The organism is Thermoplasmata archaeon (assembly GCA_035532555.1).
Classification (GTDB): domain Archaea; phylum Thermoplasmatota; class Thermoplasmata; order Lutacidiplasmatales; family UBA184; genus Lutacidiplasma.
The window spans coordinates 25749-42628 of the sequence record DATKQS010000006.1 but is presented as its reverse complement, the minus strand read 5'-3'; the positions used below and the strand labels follow the sequence as shown (position 1 = coordinate 42628).

The following is a 16880-nucleotide window of genomic DNA, read 5'->3' as shown; positions in this document are numbered from 1 at the left end:
CGCAAGGGAAGGGAGCGGACCGATGGTGCTGATCCAGGTCCAGCACGTGGACAAGAGCTATCCCGGCCGCCACGGGACCATGATGATCATGCAGGACATCTCCTTCGACGTCGCGGATTCGGACTTCCTGGCGATCGTCGGGCCGTCCGGGTGCGGAAAGTCGACGCTCCTGCGCCTGGTCCAGGGGCTGGATCGCACGACCGCCGGGGAGATCCGCTTTCGGGATCGCCCCGTCCAGGGCGTCATCCCGGGCATGGCGATGGTCTTCCAGAACTTCGCGCTCTATCCGTGGCTCACCGTCCAGCAGAACGTGGCCTTCGGGCTGGAGGCGCTCGGCTGGGATCGCGCCCGCACGGCCGCGTCGGTCGAGCGGTACATCTCCGTGACCGGGCTCGTGGGGTTCGAGGAGGCCTACCCGCGCGAGCTCTCCGGCGGCATGCGCCAGCGGGTCGGGCTCGCGCGGGCGCTCGCGGTCGAGCCGGCCGTCCTGTTGATGGATGAACCGTTCAGCGCCCTCGACCCGCTCACCGCCGAGGGGCTCCGAGAGGAGGTTCTGCAGCTGTGGAGGGACCCGCAGCTGCCCCCGGACGCCGTGCTGCTGGTCACCCATAACATCGAGGAGGCGATCCTCCTCGCCGATCGGGTCCTCGTCCTGTCGCACCGACCGGCGCACGTTCTCGCGGACGTCCGGGTCGAGTTGCCGCGGCCCCGGGACCGCAAGTCGGAGGCGTTCTACGAGCTGACGGACCGGGTCTACTCCCTCATCACGGAAGGACCCAGCGCCCCGAACGGACCTGCGGCGAAGGGGACAGCCCTGCCGAGCGCACCGAGTACCGGAGCGCCCGAGCACGAATCCTTATAGACCAATTTTCCGTAGACACACCAGTCTGTAGAGAGCGACCGTGCCGACAACCTATCCCAAATGTTCCCCGAGCGAAATGACGGGCCTGTTGGTACTGCTGGATTCCCACAAGGGGGACGAGGACGTCGCTCGCCTCGCCGACGACCTCGACCTGGAGATCGACGAGATCCTTCCGTCGCTCGACTTCGCCGAGGCGCTCGACTTCGTCCAGGTGAACGACGGCCGCTCGACGCTGACGGATACCGGACGCCGCTTCCTCGCCGGGACGATCCGGGAACGCAAGGCCGTCGTGCGGGACCAGTTGCGCCGCACCACTCTGTTCCGAACGCTCATGCGCGCCCTTGAGAGCGCACCGGGGCACCGGCTCACCGATTCCGAGCTCCTGCGCCTCGTCGAGTTCACGACGGCCCCGTCCGATGAGGTCGTCCAGAACATCGTCAATTGGGGACGGTACGCGGAACTCTTCCGGTACGATGCCGACGATCATCTGGTGGTCGCGATCCGCCGCACGGCTCCCCCCCGCGCTCCCCCTACCTCGTCGAGCCGCCCGGCGGGTCCCGGGTCGGGCCCGTCCACGGCGAGCGACGGGACCGACCGGTCGCCGCCGCGAGCCACGTCCGCCGCGCTCGCGGTATGTTGAATCGACAGCGCCCGTCTCTGCGCCGGATCTCGTGGCAGGGGCCGGGGTTAAAACCCGCGGGTCTCTCCTGCTCCCGAGGACGACGCGATGCCGAGCACCGTGCACATCCTAGGGATCTCCGGTAGCCTGCGTACGCATTCCACGAACACCGGGCTATTGCGAGCGGCAGCCGGAGTCCTGCCGCCGGACACCGAGCTCGAGATCGTCACCTTGCATGGGATCCCACCGTACAACCAGGACGAGGAGCTTGCCCCGGTCGATGCGGTGCGATCGTTCAAGTCGAAAGTCCGCGCGGCGGACGCCATCCTCTTCGCGGTGCCCGAGTACAATTACAGTGTTGCCGGCGTCCTCAAGAACGCGATCGATTGGGCATCGCGGCCCCCGACCGACAACGTTTGGCCGGACAAACCCGTGGCGATGATCGGGGCCTCGGTGGGCATGATGGGCACGGGCCGGGCCCAGCTGCACTTGCGCCAGTCGTTCGTCACGCTGAACATGCATCCGCTCTCCCAGCCCGAGGTGCAGGTGACGTTCAACTCCAAGAAGTTCGATGCGCAGGGGAATCTGACGGACTCGGATGCGCGGGAGCACGTGCGGGCGCTCTTGGTCGCCTTCGTCGCATGGACGCGCCTCCTCCGGGGCGAGCCGTCGGCGCCGAAGTAGCGCGGGATTGTAGGAAGGTCCACGCGCACGGGCAATTCTTAAGGGGCCCACGTCCTCCTCCGCGACTGCGGGCACGTAGATCAGCGGAAGATCGCTGCTTTCGCAAAGCAGAGGTCGGGGGTTCAAATCCCCCCGTGTCCATTCGTACGGTCGTCGGGACACTGTGTTCCGAGGCGAGCCTGCTTGGGATCGCATTACCCCTTCGCGCTGATGTCGCCGTGAGCCGGAGGAGGTCGGCGCAGGTTCGACGACCCACCGCGAGAGCGGGGTGAATCTGCGCCGTGTACCCGCATCGAATGACGGGTCCTCCAGGTCATATAGACCATGTTACATGTAACATGAACCATGAAACTCGTGCAGACCGCGGTGGGTGAGGAGGAGTACCAGCTCCTGCGACATCGGGCCGCAGCCGAGGGAAAGACCATGAAGGAGGTCGCGCGCGAAGCACTCCGTGCCCACCTTCTGCCCGACCGGGTGAACCCTCAGGATCCGGTGTTCCACTCCTTCCCGCTGATTCGGGTGAGTGGAAAGACAACCTGGGGGTCCCGCGACCACGACAAGCTGCTCTACCACCGGAAGCGATGATATTCATCGATTCCGGCGCGTGGATCGCGTTGCTGGACCAACGGGACGGATTCCATCGGCGGGCACGTGCGTTCCAGGGGGAGCTTGCCCGTGGCGTCCACGGCCGCCTCGTAACTACCGACTATGTGCTGGACGAGGCCGTGACCTACCTGCGGCAACGCGGTCCGGGCCACCTCGTCCGAGAGTTCCGCGGAATCCTGACCGCGAGCGAGAGCGTCCAAGTCGTCTGGACGACTCCCGATCGATTCTGGACCGCCTGGGACACTCTTCTCAGTCGCCCCGATAAGCGCTGGAGTCTGACCGACTGTCTGAGCTTTGTGACCATGCAGGCGCTCGGGATCCGGCTCGCGTTTGGATTCGACTCCGACTTCCGGCAGGCCGGATTCGAGTTGCTCCCAGGGTCTGAGTGACCGTTCCTTTCGGCGTAGACATTTAGGCCCCACCTCCCGGTTGGAAGCCCGGACCGTAGGCTCGGGCGGGGGTGGGCTCTCGGCCCCTAAACCGTATCAGGAGGTTCTTCGCGGCGTTGACGTCCGCGTTGCCGGTGAAGCCACATCCTCGGCAACAGAACACCTCCCCGTTCCGGTTCCCCCTATCGGTGTGGCCGCAAGAGTGGCACCCCAAGGTACCCTCACGGACCCGTGGATGTAGTCTCTCCTTCCCGAGTACCCGACTCGAACCGGGCGCTACCGGTCCAAGTCGACCGCGTCGGTCCTAGACTCGTCACCGGCCACCCCTATGTCGATCCCTAACCTCGATTTGACCCGCCGCGATTCCGCGTAGACGATTCGCTTAAGCGTCCTGCCGAACGTTGTCGGGCCGTGACCGAGCACGCCCACGGGGAGTCGGAAGCCTCGCAGCGGATCCTGCGGGGCCTCTTGGTCGCGCTCGTCCTCGCGATCGTCGTCCTAGGGTTCGAAGCGATCGGCGCCGTGTTGAGCCGGAGCCTCGCGGTGACCGTCGATGCGGTGCACGACCTCCCGGACATCTTCGCGTTCACGATCTCGTATCTCGCCCTTGCCGGGACCGCTCGGGGGCGGACGGACGCCCATACGTTCGGATCGCACCGCCTCGAAGTCTTCGCTGCGATTTTGAACGCGTTCATCATCCTGGCGGCGGGGGTCCTCTTCGCGTACCCTGCGATCCTGGAACTCGTCAATCGGACGTCCCTGCTCGGCCCGATCGACCCGGTCTGGATCCTCTTCGCGGCCGTGCCCACCCTCGCACTGCGTTCGGCCTCCGCGGTCTACCTCGGGCGGATCCCCCGCGCGGCCCGGGACCTCAACGTCCGCAGCGTGCTCGTCCACCTCGGCACCGATATCGCGATCACCGCGGCCCTGATCGCGGACGCGGCGATCCTCGTGCTCTCCCCGGGGACCGTATGGATCGACGGTGCGGTCACGCTTGTCGTTGCGGCGATCCTGATCTACGAGTCGATCCCGATCTTCCAGGGAGGTTGGGCGGTCCTCACCGAGCGCGTGCCGCGGGGGGTCTCCCTCCCGGTCGTTACCGAATCGATCCTCGCCACGCCTCGCGTTCGCGGAGTGCATGACGTTCACATCTGGGCGGTCTGTCCGACCCTCGTGTGCATGACCGCGCACGTCCGGGTCGAGAACATGCCCATGCACGAAGCTTCTGAGGTCACGGCCGAGCTCCGGGAGCGAATGGAGCGTGCGTTCGGAATCGTCCACTCCGTGTTCGAACTCGAGACCGAGCCTTCCGTTCCCGAGGATGCCCTGCCCCGTTCGAACGGCGCCTCGCGCACCGCCGTCGGGTAGCGCCTCTCTGGGTCCGCCGGGCAAGGCTCGAAACCGGGCACCCCAGCGCGGGCCGGACCGATGGGGGGAATAGCTCGTCGAACCCTCCGCGGAATCGCGATCTCCGCGCAGGCCCAGCGATGCCCCTAGGTTCCGGTCCCGCTCGGGTTCGCATTCCCCGCGCCCGACGCCCGCTGCGGGCGGCGTGGCATTCCCGGCTCCTCCGCCGGTGGGTTCCCGGTGGGCGCTCGCGATCGGTCCCCCGGCGGAGGGGAGCCCTCCTCGGGGGGCCGATGATGCCGAAATCGAGAGTAGAACGCGAGGTCGTACCCGATCTTCACAGATCCCGCGAGTGCGAAGGGAGCGCTGAGCCATGGCCCACCGGCCGCGAGAAACGCTCCGGTGACCGGAGCACCGAGCGCTTGACAGCCGCGGGCCGCGGTCGTGTAGCCCGCCGCGGCGGCGCGGTCCTCCCTCGGCACCACGGCCTGGACGTAGGACTGGCGCGTGGGGACATCCATCTGGGAGAGGGTGGCTCGAGCGATCCAGAGGATCGATGCGACGAGGAACGTCGGAGCGAAGACGACCGCGATCAGGAAGATGTTCGAAGGAATGTGGCTGAACACGATCGTGTTGACGAGCCCGATGCGTCGGGCGAGGGGGACCGCGAGGATCAGCGACGCCCCGGCGGCCAGGCTGCTCGCGAAGAAGACGAACCCGAGAGCGTCGACCGACGGGTGGAACCGGGTCGAGAAGTAGAAGACGACGAGGCTGTTCACGATGAGCCCCCCACCGAACGCATCGACTGCGAACAGCGCCGAGAGCGAGTAGACGGTCGAGCGACTGGACGGGGAAAGCGGGGAGGGTCGACCGGCCGCCGCCTCGCGATCGACATCGCTCGAGAGGGCCTGGTAGGCGGGCACGAGGATGAGCCCGAGCAGACCATAGAACAGGAACGTCGCGTCGTGAGGGCCCGAAGGAAGTCCTGGGAACACCGAGGTGTTCACGCCGTAGAGCGGGCCCGCGGCGAGCGCGCCCAAGGCGACCCCGACGTAGCCCAGGAGATTGTACGTGGCGAAGGTCTGCGTCCTCTGCCGATGTCCGGTGGTACCCGCGAGGGAGGCTTGCTCCAGCGCTCCGAGCGGGCTCACGTCGGCCCCGCCGGCGACGATCCCGCCGAGCAGGAAGGCCGCGAGCACGATGACGGGGTTTCCGATGTCGATCCACAGGAGCACTCCGCCGGCGGCGAGGGCGGCGGCCGACAGCGCGAACACCCGACGACGCGGCCAACGCAGCTCGAGGCGCGGAACCAGGAGAGCCCAGCCGGCCGCGCCGCCTAAGGCGAGACCGAGCAGGAGCCCGATCGCAAAGGAGGAGTACCCCGCGCCGGCGAGGTCGAGGGCGATGACGATCGAAAGGGCTCCCGCACCAAACCCCCGCGCGGTCCGGGCTCCCATCAGAAGGAGCTGGTCCCGCCGGGAAGCGGGCGAGTCCAGTTCCTCGGGTGCTTCTGACGGCATCGACTTACTCCCGACGGCTCACAATAGGTCCCCCGGGAACGGCGCGAGGGAGGTCCCCGCCCGCATCACGGGGTCGAGGGGGCACCCGTATGCTCGAGCGTCCCGCCGTGGTCGACCTTCCACTGACAGTAGGTGTAGAGAGCGTCGTACAGTGGGAACTGGAGCCGTTGGTTCTCCAGGTCGTCGTGCGCGAGCATACGGAACCCCGTGGCAGCGGCTTCGAGCCCGGCCGCCTCGGGTTCCTGCCCGAATCCCCCATCGGCCACCCGAACGATCTTGGCGAGCTCGAGCAGTGCCGGGTCCGTCAGCTTGTACTTCCGGATGATCGCATCGAAGCTCACGTACTCCTTTCCGCCCTCCTCGTAGTGGTGAAGTTCCACCCCCGGCACGTCGAACGGGGTGGCGCCTTCCCTCGCGGCCACTTCCGCGACCTTCTCCTTCGGAACGTAGAGGAACTCCGCTCGAGGATCGATGAACTTTCGGATCAGCCACGGGCATGCGATTCGATCGACTCGGGCCTTCTCTCGGGTCACCCACTTCATGAACGTCCTCGACGAAACGGATAGCGAACGGGCGGATAAGGGCGCGAAACCGAACCCCAGCTCCCATGGAGATCGGCGAATCTTGAGCCTCGGGGGTTGTAGTTGAGCTCGATGCGGTGGGTAGAGCCCGGAACGACGAGGTGGACGTACTTGCCGCCGTGCGCGAATCATCCTCGCTTGACGACCCGGAACCCGATCGATTCGTAGAATCGCATCGACCGGGTGACGTCCCGCACCCGAATGCCGGAGCAGATGAGCCGCACCGGGGATCCACGAACCGAGGCAGGAGCCCCGGCCGATATGCCGATCCCGGTGGGAATGGGTGGAGCGGCTACGGGGTCCAGGTCGGAGCCCCGTAGCCCCTCGGCAGGGCGGGAGGGTCTTCCTTCCCGAAAGGATCCGGGCGCGGGATCGGGGGCCGTCCGGCCTTGCGGCTCAGATAGGCATCGATGCCCTTCGCGGAGCGCGTCCCGGCCGCCATGGCGTGCACGACCGATTTCCCTCCCGAGGCGAAGATCCCTTCGATCCCCGTCATCGAGTCCGGGTTCTTGCCCTCGGGCCAGCCCTGCGCGCCGAATCGGAGATCAAGAGCGTCGGGGAACCCCGCGAGGACGGGAGCTTCACCGACCGCGACGATGACCATGTCGCACGGGATGGTCTTCTCCGAACCTGGAACCGGGACGACCGAGGGCCGACCCGATGGGCCGGGCGCACTGAGCTTCGTCTTACGGACGACGATCCCCTCCACGTGATCGGTCCCCAGGATCTCCACGGGGCTGAGTTCGTAGAGGAAGCGGACCCCCTCTTCCTCCGCCTCGTCGGACTCCTCGTGCCCCGCCGGCATCTTGTCCCGGGTCCGCCGGTACACGACGGTCACGTCCTTCTGCGGCTGGAGCCTCAAGGCGGAGCGCACGGCGTCCATCGCGACATCCCCGCCTCCGATCACGACGACGTGCGCACCGACCGAGACCGGTGGGCCTTTGTTCACATCCTTGAGAAGATCGATGGCCCCGTACACCTCCGGCAGGGATTCACCGGGAATGCCGAGCGCCTTGTGGTCGGAGGTGCCGACCGCGAGATAGATCGCCGAGTACCCTTCGGCGTGCAGGCTCTCGATCGTCACATCCGTTCCGATCCTCTTCCCCATGACGAAGGTCACAGGAAGGTCCCGGAACCGCCCCGCGTCCACCTCGATTTCGTAGCCGTCCATGTGGTACTTCGGGATCTCGCCGACCTGCCCGCCGATGTACGGCTGCTGTTCGAACACGGTGACGCGGTATCCGCGCAGCCCGAGCTCCCACGCGGCCATCAATCCCGCCGGTCCCGCGCCGATGATCGCCACACGCTCCTCGCGCAGGGCGCTGGGAACGTAGTACAGGTCCGACTTTCCCAGCTCCATCGCCGCCCGCTTGAGCTGACGGATCGCGATCGGGACGCCCCGCTCGTGCATGATGCAGGCATCCTCGCAGAAGTGGTAGCAGACCTTGCACAGGGTCGTTCCGAGAGGGTTCTCCCGCAGGACCACGAGGGCGGCCTCGTCGAACTTGCGTTCGGCGATCCGCAGGATGTACCCGCGCGCATCCTGGTCGATGGGGCAAGCTTGCACACAGTACGGCATCGCGCATTGTAGGCAACGCTGGGCCTCGAGGACCGCATCGTCCGGGAGGTACGGGTGCCGGATCTCGATGAAGCTCGCGGCGCGGTCGCGCGCGGGTTCCTCGGGAATGGGCGTTCGCTCGTAGCGGGAGTGCTCGTCCGTCGGCATCGATCCTCCTCTGCGCTCGGCCCCGCGACCCGGTGAGCCTTGGCCTCGGCGCGGGAACCAAGGGGCCTGCCGCACTTAGCGTCCGCCGGCCGCTCACGATCCTCCGCCATCCTCCGTCGGGCCGGCCGGCTCTGAGATCGGCCCGCCACGATGCGGCTCGGGCGATGGGCGGGTGTCGCGCCGGGTTTCCGTGGGCTATATGACCGCCCACCCTACTCCCGATCGCATGCTGAGCGACGCCTTCGGACGCGAGGTCACGGATATCCGGATCAGCGTCACGAAGCGGTGCAACTTCTCCTGCGTGTACTGTCACGACGAGGGCCAGGGCCCGACCACCCGCGCCGGGCATCGGGATCCGGGGGAGATGACCCTGGAGGAGATCGCGCGACTGGTGCGCCTCTCCCGGGAGCTCGGGATCCGGGCCGTCAAGTTCACTGGAGGAGAGCCGTTGGTCCGGCCGGACATGGAGGCCATCGTCGATCGGACGGTCCGGCACATCCCCGACGTCTCCTTGACGACGAATGGCGCGATGCTCGAGCGCCGCGCGGAGTCCCTGCGGGACGCGGGGCTCAAGCGGGTGAACGTCTCCGTCGATTCACTTGATCCGGATCAGTTCCGGTCGATCCGAGGGGGAGCTCTCGCCCCGGTGCTTCGGGGCGTCCGCGAGGCCCTGCGCGTGGGGCTCAAGCCGGTGAAGCTCAACATGGTAGTCTTCCGGTCGACCCTGGAGAACATTCCGGCGATGATCGACTACGTCGGGTCCGAGGACGGGCTCCGACTCCAGTTGATAGAGTTCATGCCGGAACTGGTCGCCCACCGCGAGTGGATGGTCGATATCGCGGCGGTGAAGAGCTGGCTCGAGACCCACGCGAGCCGAGTGCTCGTCCGGGAGATGCACCACCGACGCGTGTACTTGTTCCAAGGCGCCGAGGTCGAGCTCGTCGATCCGGTGGGCAACGCCGAGTTCTGCGCGAACTGCCACCGGATCCGCGTGACCCACCGCGGGGAGCTGAAGGGTTGCCTCAACCGCAACGATGACCTGATCCCGACCCGCGGTCTTGGGGATGACGCGGTCCGGGACGCGCTTCGCCGGGTCATCACGCACCGGATCCCGTACTACGGCGCCTACCGGCCGGCAGGACTGGCGGGGATCCCGGCCGCCGAGCTGGAGCTCCCAATGCTCTCGGCCCCGGCGAGCCTACGGCGGGGCCGCTGACTCGCCATCTTCCTCTCCCCGGGAGAAGACGGCCGGCCGCCGGAGGGGATGCTGGGCAGAGTCCGGACCGGGGTCTCTTAAGCGATTCCTCAGTCCGATAAGAGAATGGTAGACGAGGCTCCATCCCATGGCCTGCTTGCCATCCTGACCCTGCGCGAAACCCGTCGATTCGTGCGCGAACGCCATGGTCGAATGATGGCAGCGTTCTTCGCGGTCGTGTTCGCGCTGGTCTCCATGTGGGTCGGGGAGATGTTGATCCTTACCCCGCTCCACGTGGCGCCGTACGCGGAGATCTTGTGGAGCCCCGGTACGAACCCGCAGTGGTGGAACTACCCCGGGATCCTGGTCGTGGGAGGCTGGGGGGTGCTCGACCTCCCGTTCCTGCCGACATGGACGATGATCTTCGTCTCGATCGGAGTGGGGATCGGCATCTCGGCCGCGGTCCTCTTGGCGGTCGAACTCGTTCGAATGCGCCGAAGCGGGGCGGCGCGTTCCACGGCCATCGGCTCGGGAGTGGGGCTCACTCCCGCCATGATCGCGCTGGTGACCTTGGGAGCCTGTTGCTCCACCGGTGCGGCGGCCGCCGCGGGGATCGGTGCCGTGGCCCAGACGACCGGCAGCACCACTTACACCCTGGTCGCGAACAGCTGGTACCTGAGCCTGTTCCAGGTCGTGGTCATGGGGATCGCGCTGATCGCCCAAGAGCAGCTCCTATTCGTGACGCGGGGGATATTCTCGCGCGCCGGGGTCGGCAGGGACACCCCCGCGCTCGCCGCGGCCGCGCCGCTCGACCGTAGGTTCGTCGTTGGGGCGATCCTGCGGGTCGCGTTGCTCGTAGGCGGCATTACCTGGTCGCTCGCGATGGTCGCGGATTGGATCACCATCCCACCGCAGAGCGCCTCCGCGGCGATCTGGTTCTCCTGGGGGATCCAGTACCAGCTCCCCGCCCTCCTCGCGATCTTGGTCGCGCTGTTCCCCTCGGCGATCCACCGCGGTCTCCAGACGATCGCTCGCTCCTGGTCGCTCGTACTGCGAGCGACCCTGCTCGTCGCCGGGCTCAGTCTGGTCACGTGGGTTCCGCCGCCCATCTCGAGCTGGGGGATCTACGGTCTCGGCAACGAGATCCTCGGGATGCTCGGGCTCCCGGCCGGCTGGGGTGCGGTCGTTCCCCTGACGACCGACGGCCTCACCGTCGCACTGCGCTGGGGATTCCAGTACCTCCTCGTGGGCGGCTTCGCAATCGCGTTCGCCCTCCTCCCCACTCGCGCCTTCCAACCCCTCGAGTGGTCCGCAGGCTGGGTGGGTGCAGGATCGCCCGCCCCGATTTCCACCGCCGCACCCCTCGGGCCGCCCTCCTCGCCCGGGCCCTCCGCTCGCCTCGTCGTCATCGACTCCCCGGCGAGCCCGCCCCCCGCCGCCTCGGCGGGTGGGATGCGGAGCCCGTAGCGCGACGAGGATGAACGGAGTGGCCCGAAGGAACGGCGCCCGGAGCGGATCCCGATGATCGCCGCGTATGCGATCCTCGCAGGGATCGGCGCGTTGATGGCCTACGTGACGGCGGTCCTCATCAAGTGGGCCTCGGAGGCAAAGACCCCCGTCAACGCGTCGGTCGTGACGTTCCTCCTCGCGATGATGGTCGCGATGTTCGCCGGAGCGCTGCTCTACTTCGTCGCCCCGGGCCCCTCGTCGATCATCGAAGGTCTCTGGCTCGGGAGCGCGTTGATGTCGATCAGCGTCATCCCGTTCTTCCTCACCTACCTCAAAGAGGTCAAGCAACGCGTCGAGGAGGGCGACCGGTTCGTGGCCCGGCCGATCGTCCATCCCTACCGATTCATCGCCGCCGTCGTGGCCCTCGTTCTAGGCAACGAGCTCGTGATGGGAGCCACGTTCCAACTGGCGGCGGGGCCCGCGCTGAGCGGCGGGATCCTCGACGTGCTGACGGGCGTCGCGACTTCCCCTTGGTTCCTGTTCACGATGTCGGCCGAGATGGCCCTGACGACGTACTTCCTGCGGGATCGGATCTCCGCGGGGTTGTACCGCGTGCTGCTCCTCCAGTCCCTCATCATGTTCCTCTCCCCTACGGCGCTCGCCCTCGGAGGGTGGGTCGCGTTCAGCGTCTATCTCTCGAGCGCGACGATGATCGTGCTGTTCATCTATCTCATGGAGTACATCTACCGGCACCGCCAGCTCGATGCTGCGTTCTCCCACTACGTGGGCGCTCTGCTGGGGATCTACGGGCTCATGATGGCGGGCCAGTTCATCTGGCTGTACTACGGCGGCTGGGCGGACGTCTTCGCGCTCGGCATCGTCGCCGAGATGGTCCTGTTCTTCGCTGCGATCGTCGGCACCGAGCGATTCGGCAAGGAGATGGGCACGCCCTGGCAGCTCGATGCGAACTGGACGTTCGGAGTGCTCGCGTCCATCTTCGTCGCCGAAATCTTCATGGGGGCCCTCCTCGCGGTCCAGATCGACCCCGCGCACTACGCGGGGGCGTTCTTCACGCTCCCGTTGAGCGGGAGTGCCGGCACGATCGCGTACAACGCGATCTACAACGGATTCTGGTTCCTCGCGGGAGTGACGGCGTCGACCTGGTTCCTCACGATGATGGGGATCGAGATGGGAGCTCTCGTGTATTTCAAGATCCGAGAGACGCCGAACCTGGAGAACCGGATCCGGATGGTCCTCATGATGTTCTGCTACGCGGTCTTCGCGGTGTTCTTCCCGAGCATCTACTACCACTCCGCGTTTCCGAACGCGCCGGCCCAGGCGACCGTCCCCGTCCTCGGATGGTCGATGGGGATCGGATCGGCCGTGCTCGCCGCGAGCGTGCTCACGGTCGTGATCCTCACCTACGCGATCATGGGAACGCTGGCGGCGCTCTTCGGCCGACGGGTGGTCTGCTCCACGTTCTGCACGGCCGCGCTGATGTACCAGGGGACGACACTCGACTCGATGAAATCGTTCAATCGTTCCGGGCCGGTGGGGCGCAAGTACCTCGGCAGTCGATTCTCGTCCGCCTACTCGATCTCCACCGGCGTCATCCTGGGCTCGCTGCTCTTCGCATCGGTCGCGTCGTATCTCGATTCGACCGGGATCTGGAACGTGACGGTCCTCGGTGCGGACCCGACCATCTTCCTGTTCTCGATCTCCTTCGGGATCCTCTGGTACGTGATGTTCGTCACCGTCCCCTACGTCGGGACCTACAACTGCGTCACGATGGGCTGGTGCTACACGGGGGCGATCTCCCAGGCGTTCCACAAGATCGGATTGTTCAAGCTCAGGGTCCGGAGCAAGGACGTCTGCAAGGCGTGCACGACGCTCGACTGCGCAAAGGCCTGCCCCATCGGGCTCGTCAACATGCCCGGCTCCTTCCGCACCAAGGGCGAGTTCCGGAGCACCAAGTGCTGCGGCGTCGGCGATTGCGTCAGCGCGTGTCCCTACGGGAACATGTACATCTACGACGTTCGCCACTGGGTCCGCGGGAAGCTCGGCCTCCCGATCCCGACTCCCCGGGGCACGAAGCTTCCCATGGTCGGCGCGTCCCCTCCCCCGTCGGCGGCGACCGCGACGCGGGCGGCAATGACCCCGACCCCGGCACCCTCCGTGCGGGCGAGCCCCGGCAGCGAGTCGGTTCCCGGTCTATAGGCCGAGGTCCGGGCGCTCTCGCGGTTCCGCGACGGCCGTTGGGCGGGGGCTCAGCACCGAGCCCGGCCGAGGAATCTCTCCCATCGGCGCGAGGAGACTGCGGACGAGGTAGACGGTCTCGCCGACCATGACCACGGAGGTAATGCACGCGAACGGGAGGATGTGCCAGGGCCCGGAGGCCACCAGCATCGAAGAGAACGCGCCGGCGGACATCAGGACGAAAGCCGCGGCGGCCCCGAGCCGCAGATGCGCGGAATAGACGCTCGGACGCCGGTCGGCGATCGATGCTCGCAGGAGCAGTCCCATTCCTATCCCCATCACGATGGCCGTTGCGAGCGCTCCGGCGAGGGGGGATTCGGGGATCCACGGCGCCACGAATGCGGTCGCGGTCAGGGCGCCGACGGCCCGGGCATCGGCCATGGGCAGGCGGGTCCACCACAGGAGCGCGGCCATGGTCACACCCATCGGCCAGCAATACCAGAGCGTGACCAGAGGGACGGCGAGGAACTCCACGGGATTCCCCGTGAACCAGATCGTCCCCGCGAACGCCGGCGGCGCGAGCGGAAGGAAGGCGATGCTCATGAGATACTCGTTCGCGAACAAGAGCAGCCCGATGCCGACCGCGATCGGCACGCTCCCGGGCGCGATCGCTTTCCGCGACTGCTTCAGGATCAGTGCGACGAACCAGATCCCGATCGGGACCATCATGAACTGCGCGGCGATGGCGAATAGAACGAACCCTCCCACGGTCGGGACGAAGAGGTAGTAGGCCACCCCGGCCCAAAGGACGAGCTGGGCGAGCAGGACTCCCGCGCCCAGTACGAAGGCCGAGACCGCATGGCGAGGCCGGTCGAGGAGAAGTCGATGCAGGACGTACAGGTTGAGCCCGATCATCGCGATCGCGATCAGGCCGACCGGCAGGGTCGCTAAGGTGAGATCGCTCAGGCCGGCGACCATGGTCCCCGCGGCGGCCGGCGAGCGAGCCGCCGAGCCCGTAGACGCACCACGGAAGAGGACGGGGTGCCGGGTTTATCCTGCGTGCGTACCGACCCGTTACCAGCCGACCGGCTGGCCCCGGTTCTGCTCGTCCAGCCAGCGCTGGAGGGGCGCGAAGTACTCGAGGAGTCCGGCGGCCTCCATGCGACGGTCGCCGCCGATCGCCTCGAGGGCGTCCGGCCACTCTCGGCTCGAGCCCATCTCGAGCATCGCCCGGAGGCGCTTGCCCGCCTTGCGCTGTCCGTAGATCGAGCACCGGTGCAACGGCCCGGCCCAGTCGATCTCCCGGGCGAGCGCCCGATGGAGCTGGAACTGGAGGATGTGGGCGAGGAAGTAGCGCATGTACGGCACGTTCGCCGGAACGTGGAACTTCGCTCCGGGATCGAAAGCATCCTCGCCGCGTACGACGGGCGGGCGGATCCCCTGGTATCGCTCGCGCAGCTCCCACCACGTCCGGTTGTAGGAATCCGGGCCGTACTCTCCGGAGAACACGCACCACCGCCACCGATCGATCAGGAGCCCGAACGGGAGGAACGCGATCTTCTGCAGCGCGGTGTAGAGCAGGAGGCCGATGTCGCCCTCGGGGGACGGGGCGCGGTCCAACAGCCCGACCTGCACCAGGTACTCGGGGGTCACCGACAGCCCGATCGTGTCGCCGACGGCCTCGTGGAACCCGTCGTGCGCGCTCTCCCGGAACAGGAACGGCTGCCGGGCGTAGGCCCGCTGGTAGTAGTTGTGCCCGAGCTCGTGGTGGATCGTGTGGAAGTCCTCCGCCGTGATCTCGATGCACATCTTGATCCGGAGGTCATCGACCGCGTCCACGTCCCAGGCGCTCGCGTGACAGACGACCTCGCGGTCCCGCGGTCGGACGAACATCGACCGTTCCCAGAACGTGCTCGGAAGGGGATCGAAGCCCAGGGAGACGAAGAACCGCTCCGCGAAGCGGACCATGTCGGTCGGGCTCGTGTGCCGCCCCTCGAGGATCTTCGTCAGGTCGTACGTCGCTCCGCCGCCCGGGGGAGCGAGATCCGGGTAGAGGTTCTCCCAGGACTGGGCCCACATGTTACCGAGCAGGTGGCCCGGGATCGGGCCGCGCTCCGGGACGAGCTCGGGACCGTACCGCTCGACGAGGCGGCGACGCACGTAGGCGTGCAAGGACAGGTACAGCGGCCGCACCTGAGCCCAGAGCCGGTCGGCTTCGCGGGCGAAGGAATCCGGGTCCATGTCGTACTTCGATCGCCACATCGCGCCCGTGTCGGCGAAATCAAGTTCCCGCGCCCCTCGGTTGGCCAGCTCGACGTAGCGCGTGAACTGAGGACGCATCGGCCGAGCGATGTCGTGCCAGCCGATCCAGACGTTCTCGAGCTCGACCGGGTTCCGGCTCTCCCCCAAGATGCGGGAGAGCTCCTGGAGGTCCACCGCTTCCGTCCGCCCGGGAGGGGCGTGGCGTCCCGTGGCGTACGTGGTCTGCATCCCGGCTACGGTGCGGACCAGTTCGTCCGCCTCCGCCGGGTTGGGGGGAGCGACCAGCGGGAGGGAAAGACGCAGGAGCTGGGCCTTCCGGGCGAGATCTCCGGGTAGCGACACGGTTCGGAACCGATTCGCCTCCTTGGCCCTCTGGACGGTCGCCGCGATGAGCCTCGTGCTCGCTCTCGAGGCGAGTTCCTCGGTGTCGGGGGTGATGAATGTGTTGAAGACCCAGTCGGCGCGCGACGATTCGATCGCTAGGCCGAGGAGTTCGGACTCCGCTCGATCGAAGAACGCGCGCGCCTCGCTCTCGTTCCCTGCCGCGGGCATCGCGGCGGCTAGGCCCGCCGGCTCTTATCAGGCGTCGCCGGCCGCGCCCCTCCCGGCGCGAGAGGTGCGGGTCGAACTTCGTCTTTATCAAGCAGAATGGGGTCGACGCTCAACGAACTATGGCGACCTCGATGGGCTCGAGGGTGGGTTCCCGACCGACCGCCGCACCGGCGCGCGAGGACGATCGCTCCGGGCCTCTTCGATCATGGCCCCCGATCCGGGGGCACCACCGCCTCAGCCTGGAGGCCGCTGCGACCGTTGCCACGTCGCTCGACGCGGCCCGCGCTCAGGCCGCGGCCGAGGGGCGAACCCTCGTCTACACCGTACGCTACGTCTGATCAGAGGTCGTCCGGGACCGGATTGACGTAGACCCCCGTTTCCCTAAGCCCGCGCCCCGCTCGAGACTTGCTCGCCTGAGCGGCGTGCTCTGCCAGCGCTTGCTTGGAGAGTTCATCGGCCCGCGAGTTCTGGGTTCTCGGGATCCATTCGAAGCGCACCTCCGAGAAGCCCTTCGAGAGTGTCGTGAGCCAGCGGTGGTACTCCTTGAGGTGCTCCTTGCGAACGGCGTACTCGCCCGAGATCTGGCGGATCACGAGCTGACTGTCTCCGAAGAGGAGGACCCGGCCGCGGAAGCGACGGGAGCTCAGCCACTCCAGAGCCCGGATCGCGCCCACGTACTCCCCCACGTTGTTCGTGGCATGCTCGGAGAATGGAGGGACCGCGAGCCCGCACTCCTCGTAGAAGAGCCCCGCTCCTTCGACCACGAACCCGTACGTGGAGACGCCCCCTCCTCGAGGAGGCTGGCAGGCGCCGTCAAAGTGGACCTGAACCTCCTGGGTTTCGGGGATAGCGACGCCGCGAGGCACACCGAGATCCTCCATCGACTCCTTCC

18 protein-coding genes and 1 tRNA gene are annotated in these 16880 nt (G+C 67.2%); 11 read left to right on the top strand and 8 right to left on the bottom strand.

Features of this window, described 5'->3' with window-relative positions:
- The first annotated feature begins 22 nt into the window (after positions 1–22).
- The 6 genes from VMV28_01275 (at position 23) to VMV28_01250 (ending at position 3160) form a co-directional block, all read left to right on the top strand.
- Entirely contained in the window at positions 23–862 is an 840-nt protein-coding gene (locus VMV28_01275; GenBank protein ID HUZ79243.1) for an ABC transporter ATP-binding protein, read from the top strand.
- Positions 863–938: 76 nt separating this feature from the next.
- Positions 939–1502, top strand: coding sequence for an AAA-associated domain-containing protein (locus VMV28_01270; GenBank protein HUZ79242.1), 564 nt, complete (start codon positions 939–941; stop codon positions 1500–1502).
- Positions 1503–1589: 87 nt separating this feature from the next.
- Complete coding sequence (locus VMV28_01265; GenBank protein ID HUZ79241.1) at positions 1590–2165, top strand: NADPH-dependent FMN reductase; 576 nt, start codon at positions 1590–1592, stop codon at positions 2163–2165.
- Between the two features lie 69 nt (positions 2166–2234).
- A tRNA-Ala gene (locus VMV28_01260) sits at positions 2235–2306 on the top strand.
- A 204-nt stretch (positions 2307–2510) separates the two neighbouring features.
- Positions 2511–2750, top strand: a complete 240-nt coding sequence (locus VMV28_01255) for a hypothetical protein (protein HUZ79240.1) — start codon at positions 2511–2513, stop codon at positions 2748–2750.
- A complete protein-coding gene (locus tag VMV28_01250; protein ID HUZ79239.1) occupies positions 2747–3160 on the top strand; it encodes a type II toxin-antitoxin system VapC family toxin in 414 nt (137 codons plus the stop codon). Before VMV28_01255 ends, VMV28_01250 begins: the two co-directional genes overlap by 4 nt.
- Before the next feature lie 22 nt (positions 3161–3182).
- Here the strand turns inward: VMV28_01250 and VMV28_01245 are convergent, their stop codons facing one another.
- The gene (locus VMV28_01245) at positions 3183–3374 is read right to left on the bottom strand and encodes a zinc ribbon domain-containing protein (protein ID HUZ79238.1); all 192 of its coding nucleotides are present in this window, start codon (positions 3372–3374) and stop codon (positions 3183–3185) included.
- A 197-nt stretch (positions 3375–3571) separates the two neighbouring features.
- Between VMV28_01245 and VMV28_01240 the strand changes: the two genes are divergently transcribed.
- Positions 3572–4528 carry a cation diffusion facilitator family transporter gene (locus tag VMV28_01240; protein HUZ79237.1) on the top strand — a complete coding sequence of 319 codons (957 nt, stop codon included), beginning with the start codon at positions 3572–3574 and terminating at the stop codon, positions 4526–4528.
- A gap of 125 nt (positions 4529–4653) precedes the next feature.
- On the opposite strand, the gene VMV28_01235 is transcribed toward VMV28_01240, so the two are convergent.
- The 4 genes from VMV28_01235 to VMV28_01220 form a co-directional block, all read right to left on the bottom strand.
- Entirely contained in the window at positions 4654–6027 is a 1374-nt protein-coding gene (locus tag VMV28_01235; GenBank protein ID HUZ79236.1) for an MFS transporter, read from the bottom strand.
- A gap of 65 nt (positions 6028–6092) precedes the next feature.
- Positions 6093–6569 carry a chromate resistance protein ChrB domain-containing protein gene (locus VMV28_01230; protein HUZ79235.1) on the bottom strand — a complete coding sequence of 159 codons (477 nt, stop codon included), beginning with the start codon at positions 6567–6569 and terminating at the stop codon, positions 6093–6095.
- A 167-nt stretch (positions 6570–6736) separates the two neighbouring features.
- Positions 6737–6832, bottom strand: coding sequence for a VOC family protein (locus VMV28_01225; protein ID HUZ79234.1), 96 nt, complete (start codon positions 6830–6832; stop codon positions 6737–6739).
- A 68-nt stretch (positions 6833–6900) separates the two neighbouring features.
- Positions 6901–8334, bottom strand: coding sequence for an FAD-dependent oxidoreductase (locus tag VMV28_01220; protein HUZ79233.1), 1434 nt, complete (start codon positions 8332–8334; stop codon positions 6901–6903).
- 199 nt (positions 8335–8533) lie between these two features.
- Here VMV28_01220 and moaA point away from each other — a divergent pair, with 199 nt between their 5' ends.
- The 3 genes from moaA (at position 8534) to VMV28_01205 (ending at position 13195) form a co-directional block, all read left to right on the top strand.
- On the top strand, positions 8534–9550 hold the full coding sequence (gene moaA / locus VMV28_01215) for a GTP 3',8-cyclase MoaA (GenBank protein ID HUZ79232.1): 1017 nt from the start codon (positions 8534–8536) through the stop codon (positions 9548–9550).
- Between the two features lie 105 nt (positions 9551–9655).
- Complete coding sequence (locus tag VMV28_01210; GenBank protein HUZ79231.1) at positions 9656–10996, top strand: hypothetical protein; 1341 nt, start codon at positions 9656–9658, stop codon at positions 10994–10996.
- A gap of 54 nt (positions 10997–11050) precedes the next feature.
- A complete protein-coding gene (locus tag VMV28_01205) occupies positions 11051–13195 on the top strand; it encodes a hypothetical protein (protein HUZ79230.1) in 2145 nt (714 codons plus the stop codon).
- Here the strand turns inward: VMV28_01205 and VMV28_01200 are convergent.
- Positions 13190–14152: a hypothetical protein gene (locus VMV28_01200; GenBank protein HUZ79229.1), complete on the bottom strand. Its 963-nt coding sequence runs from the start codon at positions 14150–14152 to the stop codon at positions 13190–13192. The two genes, VMV28_01205 and VMV28_01200, sit on opposite strands and share 6 nt — an antisense overlap.
- Positions 14153–14248: 96 nt before the next feature.
- Positions 14249–15988, bottom strand: coding sequence for a M2 family metallopeptidase (locus tag VMV28_01195; GenBank protein ID HUZ79228.1), 1740 nt, complete (start codon positions 15986–15988; stop codon positions 14249–14251).
- A gap of 119 nt (positions 15989–16107) precedes the next feature.
- Between VMV28_01195 and VMV28_01190 the strand changes: the two genes are divergently transcribed.
- Positions 16108–16326, top strand: a complete 219-nt coding sequence (locus VMV28_01190) for a hypothetical protein (protein ID HUZ79227.1) — start codon at positions 16108–16110, stop codon at positions 16324–16326.
- Here VMV28_01190 and rnhA read toward each other — a convergent pair whose 3' ends face one another.
- Complete coding sequence (rnhA, locus tag VMV28_01185) at positions 16327–16869, bottom strand: ribonuclease HI (GenBank protein ID HUZ79226.1); 543 nt, start codon at positions 16867–16869, stop codon at positions 16327–16329.
- Positions 16870–16880: the final 11 nt, after the last annotated feature.